The sequence below is a fragment of the Rhizobium sp. SG741 genome (genome assembly GCF_012275435.1).
In the GTDB taxonomy this organism is placed as follows: Bacteria; Pseudomonadota; Alphaproteobacteria; order Rhizobiales; family Rhizobiaceae; genus Rhizobium; species Rhizobium lusitanum.
The window spans coordinates 250,797-260,920 of sequence record NZ_JAAZQP010000012.1 but is presented as its reverse complement, the minus strand read 5'-3'; the positions used below and the strand labels follow the sequence as shown (position 1 = coordinate 260,920).

The 10,124-nt window shown below is 62.1% G+C and carries 10 protein-coding genes; 4 read left to right on the top strand and 6 right to left on the bottom strand.

The window, feature by feature from the left end; translation table 11 throughout:
- The 4 genes from FHT29_RS27165 to FHT29_RS27150 form a co-directional block, all read right to left on the bottom strand.
- Positions 1–1,541, bottom strand: a 1,541-nt coding sequence (locus tag FHT29_RS27165) for an FtsX-like permease family protein (protein WP_348644897.1), incomplete at its 3' end; no start/stop codon positions are given.
- Entirely contained in the window at positions 1,523–2,206 is a 684-nt protein-coding gene (locus FHT29_RS27160; protein ID WP_348644896.1) for an ABC transporter ATP-binding protein, read from the bottom strand. The genes FHT29_RS27165 and FHT29_RS27160, both read right to left, overlap by 19 nt.
- Entirely contained in the window at positions 2,199–2,861 is a 663-nt protein-coding gene (locus tag FHT29_RS27155) for an ABC transporter ATP-binding protein (RefSeq protein ID WP_168600522.1), read from the bottom strand. Before FHT29_RS27155 ends, FHT29_RS27160 begins: the two co-directional genes overlap by 8 nt.
- Positions 2,862–2,865: 4 nt before the next feature.
- Positions 2,866–3,438, bottom strand: coding sequence for a hypothetical protein (locus FHT29_RS27150; protein ID WP_168600521.1), 573 nt, complete (start codon positions 3,436–3,438; stop codon positions 2,866–2,868).
- Between the two features lie 134 nt (positions 3,439–3,572).
- Here FHT29_RS27150 and FHT29_RS27145 point away from each other — a divergent pair, with 134 nt between their 5' ends.
- Positions 3,573–4,229: a response regulator transcription factor gene (locus FHT29_RS27145; RefSeq protein ID WP_168600520.1), complete on the top strand. Its 657-nt coding sequence runs from the start codon at positions 3,573–3,575 to the stop codon at positions 4,227–4,229.
- A 50-nt stretch (positions 4,230–4,279) separates the two neighbouring features.
- Positions 4,280–5,563 (top strand): ATP-binding protein, encoded by a 1,284-nt coding sequence (locus FHT29_RS27140; RefSeq protein WP_168600519.1) that lies wholly within the window; start codon positions 4,280–4,282, stop codon positions 5,561–5,563.
- A 56-nt stretch (positions 5,564–5,619) separates the two neighbouring features.
- Here FHT29_RS27140 and FHT29_RS27135 read toward each other — a convergent pair whose 3' ends face one another.
- Both FHT29_RS27135 and FHT29_RS27130 read right to left on the bottom strand, forming a co-directional pair.
- Positions 5,620–6,300, bottom strand: coding sequence for an SMC-Scp complex subunit ScpB (locus FHT29_RS27135; protein WP_168600518.1), 681 nt, complete (start codon positions 6,298–6,300; stop codon positions 5,620–5,622).
- Positions 6,301–6,302: 2 nt separating this feature from the next.
- A complete protein-coding gene (locus FHT29_RS27130; RefSeq protein ID WP_246703136.1) occupies positions 6,303–7,256 on the bottom strand; it encodes a DUF1403 family protein in 954 nt (317 codons plus the stop codon).
- Between the two features lie 124 nt (positions 7,257–7,380).
- Here FHT29_RS27130 and FHT29_RS27125 point away from each other — a divergent pair, with 124 nt between their 5' ends.
- Together FHT29_RS27125 and FHT29_RS27120 are read left to right on the top strand one after the other, a co-directional pair.
- The gene (locus tag FHT29_RS27125; RefSeq protein ID WP_168600516.1) at positions 7,381–8,514 is read left to right on the top strand and encodes a site-specific integrase; all 1,134 of its coding nucleotides are present in this window, start codon (positions 7,381–7,383) and stop codon (positions 8,512–8,514) included.
- A 364-nt stretch (positions 8,515–8,878) separates the two neighbouring features.
- Positions 8,879–10,024: a tyrosine-type recombinase/integrase gene (locus FHT29_RS27120; RefSeq protein ID WP_168600515.1), complete on the top strand. Its 1,146-nt coding sequence runs from the start codon at positions 8,879–8,881 to the stop codon at positions 10,022–10,024.
- Positions 10,025–10,124: the final 100 nt, after the last annotated feature.

Here is a 10,124-nt window from a genome sequence, read left to right as displayed (position 1 = left end):
GTCAGTCGCGGACCTTGCCGTCCAAATGTCGCGGCCACCACCTCCGCGAGACGACCCGCGACGGGTCGCAAGCTTATGGCGATCGCCGGCCGGCCTTGGCGCAACGCGGCCCAGGCGAGCCGCATGGCCGATAGCGCCAGGCCGGTCCAGAGCAACAAAGGAGCGAGGAAAGCGGTGTAGTCGACCGCCGCCGCTACCACGCCTTCGGGTGCAAGAACGACCTGGTATCCGCTCGCTGCCGAACGCCAGTAGAGCATCGCTGCCAGCGCCAGCAGCATCACATCAAGATACAAGCGGGCCCAGAGCGGTGTCCGGTCATTACAGATTGGCCGCCGGGCGGCTGCAATGGTCGAGCCACGGGCATCGCGCCAGGCGGGGACCAGTATCGCTGCGAGCGAGAGCGCGATCCCCGCGACCGCCACAGCGCTGAGCAAAGGAACCGCCGCGCCGCTCACGAGCGCCATCCCGAGGATAAAACTCGCGGCCAGAGCGGCAAGGAGAAGACCGAGGATCGCACCGCCGACGCCCGCAACTGCCGCTTCAGCGGCAGCCAAGCGAAGAATTGTATCGACCGTTGCCCCGCGCAAGCGCAGCAAAGCCTGGTCGCGGCGGCGCCTGTCCCGCCCAGCTCCGGCTACGGCAAGCGTAAGCAGGATGGCGAGGATGGCCCCGGGGGCCCCGAGGAACAGGAAAATCAGCCGCGCATAAAGGGCATCCTCGCGGACTGCCTCCAATCGGGCCGCCAGGTTGTTTGCAAGCAGCGCGGCTCCAGCGGTGCGAGCCTCGAATTTGTGGCCGCGCTCAGTTGCCCAGGTGCTCGCAGCGACCGGGTCGGAGGGCAGATCACGATGATCGAGTTTGACGTGGAACTCGGTCCGAATGGTGTCGGGCCGGCTGGCGCCTTGCTGCTCGAACACCTGCTGCCACTGAGACATCGGCAACAGCAGAACGTTATCGGGCGGGGCTTGCGGTGCGGCGCCAGCCGGGACACCGATCACCTGAAACATCGCATCGGCGTTCGGCAAATCGACGATGCCGGCGATCGTCACGCTGATATCGGGCGCTTGGTGGCGATTGATAGTGACCTGATCCCCCACCGCGACCTGCAGATTGGCGGCAGTCTGCTGCGCTATCAGGACGCCTTCGACCGATCCTACGAGCCGTCGAACCTGTGCCGGGAATTGGTCGAAATAGCCCGGTCCGATGCCAAGCACCGTGCCGCCACCCGAGGTCTGCACGGTGCCTCCCGTGTTCGCCTCAAAGCCTGGTACGTCGGCATAGTTGATCAACTGCAAGCCGGTAACCCGCGCGGCCGACCGGATCGCAGCCTCGACTGAACTATGATCCGCCCCCGGCAGCAACTGGACCTGCCAGTCGACGGGCACCTGGGCGACCGACCGTGCCGTCATCTCGGTCGCGCTTGATTGCAAAAAGGCACCAAGGCACGCGATGAAGGCAACCGTCAGCGCTACACCGCCGATGGTCCCGACGAGGCGGCCGGAACGGGTCCGCACAAGTCCGATCAACCAGTGCCTATACATGCGGGCCTCTCGTCCATTCTATCAAATTTGCCGTGACGCATCCGCCAGATGCGATTCATCTTTGCCGCTATGCGCTCATCATGCGTGGCGATGATGATGGCGCTTCCAGTCTGCTGCCCCCAGGCGAGCAGCCGGTCGACCAGTATCCCAGCGCCAGCCTGATCGAGTTGACCTGTCGGCTCGTCAGCGACAATCAATTCCGGATTGGTCACAATGGCTCGCGCTACGGCGATCCGCTCAGCCTGGCCGCCCGAGAGCTGCTCTGGCAACTTTCCCGCAAGCGCTTCGACGCCGAAAGTGGCAAGCGCAGCCAGGGCGCGCGCCTCGGCTTCGGAGCCGTCACCGAGAAGGATCGGTAGCTCGACGTTCTCGACGGCGGTGAGTGCGGGCATCAGGTTCGCGGATTGGAAGACGACGCCGATCCGCTCGGGGCGCAACGTGCCGGACGAACCAAGCCCGGGCCATTCCATTCGTCCTGAGCTTGGCACGTCCAGCCCTGCGATCAGGTTCAAAAGCGTCGTCTTTCCGCAACCCGAAGGTCCCATGATGGCGATGGTTTCCCCTGCGTCAATCTTGAAGGAACAGCCCTGAACCGCCGCTACGACGCCTCGCTCGCGCTGGAAGCTGCGCCACAGATCGGAGGCCACGACCAAGGTCTTAGTCACGCACGATGCCTCCATCCCGGATATTGATAATGCGATCGGCTCGCGCGGCGAGCGCTGCACTGTGCGTCACGACCAGGACGGCGGCGCCGCTCCGGCAGTTTTCGATGAGGCGATTTATCACGAGCTGTTCTGTCGCTGCATCGACTTCGGCGGTCGGCTCGTCGCAGAGGAGGATCTGTGGTTTTGCCGCGAGCGCCACTGCTAAGCCAGCGCGCGCAGCTTCGCCGCCCGAAAGGTGGGCAGGTAATACGTCGGCGAGGCCGTCGAGGCCCAGGCCGCCGACAAGATCATCGATCTCGCCGGGTCGGTCGTGGCCGGAAATCTCCATCTGGAGACCGATGTTGGCCCGCACCGTCAGATGATCGAACAGATTACCGGACTGCATGAGCATGCCGAAATGACGAGCCCTAAGCCGAGCCCGCTCCGGCTCGGGGCGTCGGGTCATTCGCACGCCAAGGACAGACACCACGCCGCCGTCCGGTTCATCGAGCCCGGCAAGACAGGCAAGCAGCGTCGATTTCCCGCTGCCCGACGGGCCTCTCAGCGCGGTGAATTCTCCGGCATCGAGCGTAAGGGCAACCCCGCGCAAAGCCACGACTTCGTCGTCGCCTGCATGATAGAAACGGTAAAGCTCGCTCGCCTCCAGTACACCCATATACTCATCTCCACTGTAAAGAGTTGGAGATCAACTGCCACTGGTCGACATTGTCTGCCCCAGCCGGTGCGGCAAGATCGAGCGTGATCGTCCTGCCATTCTTGAACAGAATGAAGCGCTCGTGCTCGAGCCTGATCTGCTTGTTCGTGACTGGATTTGGCGCAGAATTCGACAGATAGCTGATGCGAACAGCCGGCCCGGCTGGGAGCTTTACGTCCCTGACTGCGGTGACTTTGACGCCGTGTCCGGCTGTCTTGAGCTCCGGGATTTCGACGGCTTTGGCTGAGGACGTCGTTGGAGCAGCACTCGCGGTGCCAAGGGTAGCATCTATTTCGTCGTATTTGTCGAAGAACCGAACGCCATGGTCGATCTCGGTCCGGGACCATCCCTCCGGAACCTTGAGTTCAAATCCGCCAGGATATGTGTAGTTGACGAAGACCTGATTGTCCGGGATGTCACCTGGCGGATTCGTCTCGGGTGCAACGAGTTTCTCCTGAGCCATAGCGGTGGAAAACGCGCCGGATGCTACCAGGAGCAGCACGGCTAATGCGGCGGATATGCGATAGCGGACGGTCATGATTAGCGCTCCTCTGCGAACTCGAGAAGGCATGTGACGCCAGCAGAATTAGGAGGGTCTTAGATGATCAGCCGTAGTGCAGTCGGCCTGCACCAACTCCTGTGCAGGCGGACGCGTTTAGGCTACTTTGCAGCATGCGTGTTCTTGTGATCGAAGATGATGTCATGCTTGGTCGGGCCCTCGTGCAAGCCCTCGACGATGCCGGAATGTCGGTAGACTGGGTACGTGACGGGCAACTCGGGCACGAAGCCGTTGCGGTTGGCGGGCATGGTCTTGTGTTGCTGGACCTCGGCTTGCCCGGCCGATCGGGCCTGGAGATATTGCGCTCGCTGCGGACGGCCGGTGACAAGCGGCCAATCCTGGTCATCACCGCCCGTGACGAACTCGACGATCGCGTCGCGGGGCTCGACCTCGGGGCAGACGATTACCTGGTGAAGCCGTTCGAGCTCAAAGAACTGCTCGCACGCATGAGAGCGGTGTTGCGCCGACATGGCGGTCAGGCGGTTTCTATCCTTTATACGAGCGAGATCGAACTCGATCTATCTAGCCATGAGGTGAAATATCGTGGGTACGGCGAAGTCTTGTCAGCCCGCGAATTTGCACTGCTTCAGGCACTGCTGGAGCGTCCCGGAACCATTCTTTCTCGTACCCAGCTTGAGGAAAGGCTCTATGGTTGGGGGGAGGAGGTGGAAAGCAACGCTGTCGACGTGCTTATTCATTATGTAAGACGCAAGTTCGACAAGGACATTATACGAAACGTCCGAGGGGCCGGCTGGATGGTCCTGAAGTGACGAACACCATATCGATCCGACGCACGGCTTTCTTATGGCTCGCCGGCCTGATGGCGATTATCGGCGTCTGCGCGGCGGCGACATCATACCTCCTCGTTCGGAACGAGGCATCCGACTTCCTGGACAATCAACTGCGGCAGATCGCGCTCTATGTCGGGGAGACGCGTTCATCCCCAGCAACGGGTCCGGATAGCGGTGCCCCGCACGATCCCGAGGATGACTTCGTCATCCAGGTCTGGGATGTGGCCGGCAAGCCGTTGCGACTATCGCATCCCGACGTTGATATTCCTCGGCAACAGGCGACCGGGTTTGCCGACATTTCGACTGCCCGAGAAAATTGGCGGGTCTACACCCTCGCCACGTCGAATCGAACCGTTCAGGTTTCACAGGATATGAGCGTCCGGCAGGAACTGGCGGCCAGTGCAGCGCTCCAAGCTGCGCTCCCGATCATCGTTCTGCTTCCATTGTCATTGCTGACGCTGAGCTGGATCATCGATCGGATCATGGCGCGACTTAATCGCCTCGCTGTCACAGTCGCCTCCCGAGACGCCAGGGCAGACGACCCTGTTCCGATCGACGACGTGCCCGCCGAAATCGTTCCCTTCGTGAGCTCGATCAACCTTGTACTCGCCCGGCTCCGCGCGTTACTGGAGCGCCAGCGACGGTTTATCTCAGATGCAGCCCATGAATTGCGCACACCACTTTCGGCACTGCAGATTCAAATCGACAACCTTCGGCACGACGACCGGGACCGCCGATTTTCTCAGCGTTTGACCGAGCTCGAAGCCGGAATCGCCAGGGCCACTGGCCTTGTAGGCAAGCTTTTGCGCCTGGCGCGCTACGACGCTCAAGAGACCGCGCCCGCGCCGCAGCCGATCGACCTCGTCCAGCTTGCGCTCGACACTGTTGCGCGCCTAACCCCGCTCGCGGAGAGCCGGGAGATTGACCTTGGCATCACGCGCCAAGACGAGGCCATTGCGATTGGTGCGCTTGCCGATTTCGAGGTCATCCTGGACAATCTGGTCGAGAACGCCGTGCAGTACACGCCGCCGAGCGGAACAGTCGACGTCGCGGTGATCGTCGCCGGGCAAGATGCCCGGATCGAAATCCGCGACACCGGCCCCGGCATCGCGGAAGAAGAGATGCCACGCGTCTTTGAACGGTTCTTCAGGGCGAGACCTCAGGACAGCGAGGGAAGCGGTTTGGGACTGGCGATCGCGAAAGCGGCGGCCGAAAGACAAGGAGCGCGGCTCACGCTTGCCATGCGCGAGGACGGGCCTGGCCTTGTCGCGAGCCTCGTTGTGCGAACCACCTTACTGAGTGTTCCCGCCTAACAACGTCAAGGCGCGAAGCCTGATAAGTGTAGTTGGCCTGCCCGAGCGAAGGCTGGTTATTCCTCAAATGACTCCAGATCCTCATGCGGTGGTTCGGACGCCATTTTGCACCGGCTGAGCAGTCCGGCATCCTCCAATCGCTCAAGGTCGGGCAGGTCGCGCAGCGTCTCCATGCCAAAGCTTGAAAGAAAGTGCTTGGTCGTGACATAGGTGTAGGGTGCCCCCGGCGTTGGGCTCCGCGGACCCGATCCAATGAAACCTGCGCCACGCAGGTTGCCGATGGTATCGCGACTGACCTCCTTGCCGAAGATCTTCGACAGCTCACCGCGCGTGATCGGCTGAAAATATCCGACCGCTATCAGCACCATTGCCTCAAACTCCGACAGCGCCGCGGCCCCTCCCCGCGTCGGGGTCGAGGACGCACGGATCGTGTCGGCAAAGCGCGGCCGGGTGCGGTGCTGCCAGCCGCCGGCGACCGTCACCAACTCGTAAGGTCGGCCTCGTAATTCCTCGACAAGATCGTCGATCAGCAGATCGACGCTGCAGTTTTTTCCCACGACCCGCGCGAGCGTCTCGCGGCTGACCGGCCCGGTCGAGGCAAAGATCACCGCCTCGACCCGCATCATCCATTCCCGCCAGCGCAACTCGGGCGGCAGGTCTTCCAGCTCCCGATCAAACAGACGTTCGTCCGCGGCGTTCGCTTTCCGGCGGGCTCTGGCTGCGCCTCCTCCCGCCATCGTCACAATCCAAAGATCCGGAAGGAAGAGCGGCCGGAGAGCTCGCGCACCGCCTCGAAACTTTCGAGACGCTCGAACAGCCGGTTTGCCGCCCAGCGCGACAGACTGCTGCCTGACGTCGAAGCAGACACGGCGTCCTCGCAAAGCAACTTGCGGATCACCGGCTCGGCGCCTTTGGTGCGCACTTTTGGCACCACAGCAAGCAGCCGGGCAGCGCGACGATCGATTTCACCACCAGATCGCAGCGCGGCCTCCACGCCGTCGACGAGTCCCAAACAGATCGCCTTTGGATAAGCCGACTCGCCCGGGCGAATGCGACCTCGGCCGCCGATCGTTCGGAAGGCAGGCCCAAACCGCTCGGGCAGCAGCAGCGGCACGGATTTCGGCCAGTTCAGTCTTTGCGCCAGGACGACCTCGGCAAGCCCCAGGGCCAGCACCTCGGCGTCCGGACGGGCTGTGCAAATCGCCGTCAAAAAATCCGCCAGCGCGAAGGGGGTTGCTCGCCCAGACTGAACGGCGGAATCGACCCGGTCGGGGATCGCGGCAAGATGATCGTCCCAGTGGATGTCCAGCAGCGCGGCCAGTTCCCTGACGAACGGCGAGCCGGTGGTACCGGACCGGCGCGTCAGCAATCGTGTGGCCAAAAACAGCTTCCCGGCAGGACCGGGATCGCCGCCGGCGACGGTGAGCAAGACCGCGTCGCGGAGAGCGTTTTCCTCTTCATTGCGGCCGAACATTTTCGCCGCGACGGCGGCTGATCTGAGGGCGAGACGATCATGCCAGCAGCCGACCCACGGCGGATCGGCGCGGATCAGATCGTCGAGCGATTTCAGAGCGATACCGGCAGCAAAGGCGGCGTCGGACTCGCTAAGGTCATGGCCACGCGTCAGCGCCCAGCCCGGCAGGCGGGGCAACCAGGCGGGGGCCGTTGGAGCGGAGGGCGCGAGCGAATCCATACGACGGACCATAAATCAGGTGCGCGGTTTATGCCAGCAATATCGCACCAAACCGCACGGCATGTTGGCAAGAAAAAACGTCCGATAATCTTGCCTTATCGGGCGTTTTTGTCATTATAGAGAAATGCGCCAAATCATCGAGCAAAACGGCCAAAATCACCTCGACGAGACCTCAGCGCCGTCTCTCAGCACGGCGCCTGGGTATGATGTTTCCGCACCGGAGGCGTCGGGCGACGACCCCCTCCCCTCTCTTGTCGGCGATAACGAGATACCAGCTCATCTCGCCAACCTTGCCGATCGTGCCCGCGGCTACGTTGCAGCGGCCAGTTCCGCCAATACGCGCAAAGCCTACGCAGCCGACTGGAAGCATTTTTCAGCGTGGTGCCGGCGGTCGAACCTCACTCCCCTCCCCCCGCAGCCGCAGACGGTCGGGCTTTACATCACCGCCTGCGCTTCCGGCACGGCTGAGCGTGGCATGAAGGCAAATTCGGTGTCGACCGTCGAGCGCCGCCTCTCCTCACTGTCGTGGAACTATGCCCAGCGCGGGCTTGTCCTCGATCGCAAGGACCGGCATATCGCCACCGTGATGGCCGGCATCCGCAACAGCCATGCACGACCACCAGTCCAGAAGGAGGCGGTCATGGCCGAGGATATCATCGCTATGATCGAGACACTTGATCGTGGCTCGCTGCGCGGCCTGCGGGATCGGGCCATGTTGCTCATCGGCTTTGCTGGAGGTCTTCGGCGCTCTGAGATTGTCGGCCTCGACGTTAAGGCCGACCAGACGGAGGACGGTCGCGGTTGGATCGAGATCCTCGACAAGGGCATGCTTATTACCCTGCGCGGTAAAACCGGATGGCGAGAGGTCGAGGTCGGCCGCGGCTCGGCCGATGCAACCTGCCCGGTCGCCGCAATCGAGACCTGGATCAAGTTCGCTAAGCTGGCTCATGGCCCCCTTTTTCGTAGGGTGACGGGGCAAGGGAAAGCTGTCGGGTCAGAGCGGTTGAACGACAAGGAGGTGGCGCGGTTGGTGAAACGGACTGCTATGTCAGCCGGCGTCCGTAGCGACCTCAGCGAGATCGAGCGCGCGTTCAAGTTCTCAGGTCATTCTCTGCGGGCTGGCCTTGCCTCATCTGCCGAGGTCGACGAGCGATATGTCCAGAAGCAGCTGGGGCACGCGTCCGCAGAGATGACCCGCAGATATCAGCGCCGGCGTGATCGCTTCCGCGTAAATCTGACCAAGGCTTCAGGTCTTTAATTGCCCCTTCCCTCCTCCGCTTGAAATCGTAAGCCGAGATTTTGGTGTCGGAATTCTCGCTTGCCGCTTCAATTGAAATCGGGAGCTAAAAGCCACAGCGACACCGGCGTCGAACGCCGGTCGCATCAGGGCTGTCATGCTGATTTTCGCGAGATCGTAAGCCATTGAAATCATGGTAAATGATTTGCTAAAGGAACTCCATTGATAAGTTAGTGTTCCTCACAGGGTATGATTGGTAGTTGGGGTTATAACCATCGATAACTACCTCTTATCGATGGTAGATTGATTTCGCGGCGCAAATCAGAAAATGTGCGCCTTCGCCACGGCTATTCAAAGCCCTCGGTGTGCCCGATCAGGAGCCAAAATGCCGCCATCGCAGAAATCCGCCGTCCAACGCCGATCGGAAGAACTCGACAACATTGCCGCCGTCCTGCCGCTAGAACGGCGCGACGAGCTCGCGGAGTTGTTGACCGACCAGGATGTCGAGACGCTGCGCCATCTCGTCAACCAAGGCATGGGCGACAACACACTCAGAGCGCTGACCTCCGATCTCGCTTACCTCGAGGCCTGGGGACTGGCGGCCACCGGAAAATCACTGCCCTGGCCGGCGCCCGAGGCGCTGCTGCTCAAATTCGTCGCGCAACATTTGTGGGATCCGGAAAAGCGGGCAGTCGATCTCGATCATGGCATGCCGCCCGACGTCGCCGACAATCTGCGCCGGCAGGGTTTCTTGAAATCGACCGGCCCGCATGCGCCGGCAACCGTGCGCCGTCGCCTGGCCAACTGGTCGACACTGACGAAATGGCGCGGCCTCGAAGGCGCCTTCGCCTCCCCTGCCCTCAAATCCGCCATTCGCCTTGCCGTGCGCGCGGTCCCGCGGACCCGAAAGCGGAAGAGCGCCAAGGCCGTCACAGGCGACGTTCTGGCAAAGCTGCTGGCGACGTGCTCAACGGACAGCCTGCGTGATGTCCGCGACCGAGCAATTCTCATGGTCGCCTTTGCCTCCGGCGGCCGCCGACGCAGTGAAGTTGCCGCTTTACGCGTCGAGCAGTTGACAGTCGAGCCGCCTGTCGAGGCGCCCGAGGGCCCTCCCCTCCCCTCACTCGCCATCCATCTCGGCCGAACCAAAAACACGACGGGCGAGCAGGATGAAGTCGTCTACCTCACAGGTCGGCCTGTCGAGGCGTTGAAGGCCTGGCTGGCGGCGGCGAAGATCGACAAGGGCAGCGTCTTCAGGGGAATCGGGCGCTGGGGTACTGTTTCGCGACGGGCGATCGATCCGCAGTCGGTCAATGCGATCATCAAGCAGCGGGTGGAACTGGCTGGATTAGAGCGTGGGGAGTTTTCCGCACACGGATTGCGGTCTGGATATTTGACCGAAGCCGCCAATCGGGGCATTTCTCTTCCGGAGGCGATGGAGCAATCTCGTCATCGTTCGGTGCAGCAGGCGTCGAGTTATTACAACAGCGCTACCCGACGGACCGGGCGCGCGGCCCGATTGTTCTCGTAGTCATTTGTTTTGTCGGTATTGCTATCCGCGGCGCCTTTGAAGTCGAATAAGGTTGTGGGCTGGACACGCCACCGCACTGAGTCGCTCGGTTCTCCACCCG

What these genes read in the sequence shown, in the direction of transcription:
- FHT29_RS27155 (WP_168600522.1), bottom strand. Translation starts at nt 2,861, where the DNA reads ATGGGTGTACTGGAGGCGAGCGAGCTTTACCGTTTCTATCATGCAGGC.
- FHT29_RS27150 (WP_168600521.1), bottom strand. Translation starts at nt 3,438, where the DNA reads ATGACCGTCCGCTATCGCATATCCGCCGCATTAGCCGTGCTGCTCCTG.
- FHT29_RS27145 (WP_168600520.1), top strand. Translation starts at nt 3,573, where the DNA reads ATGCGTGTTCTTGTGATCGAAGATGATGTCATGCTTGGTCGGGCCCTC.
- FHT29_RS27140 (WP_168600519.1), top strand. Translation starts at nt 4,280, where the DNA reads ATGGCGATTATCGGCGTCTGCGCGGCGGCGACATCATACCTCCTCGTT.
- FHT29_RS27135 (WP_168600518.1), bottom strand. Translation starts at nt 6,300, where the DNA reads ATGGCGGGAGGAGGCGCAGCCAGAGCCCGCCGGAAAGCGAACGCCGCG.
- FHT29_RS27130 (WP_246703136.1), bottom strand. Translation starts at nt 7,256, where the DNA reads ATGGATTCGCTCGCGCCCTCCGCTCCAACGGCCCCCGCCTGGTTGCCC.
- FHT29_RS27125 (WP_168600516.1), top strand. Translation starts at nt 7,381, where the DNA reads ATGCGCCAAATCATCGAGCAAAACGGCCAAAATCACCTCGACGAGACC.
- FHT29_RS27120 (WP_168600515.1), top strand. Translation starts at nt 8,879, where the DNA reads ATGCCGCCATCGCAGAAATCCGCCGTCCAACGCCGATCGGAAGAACTC.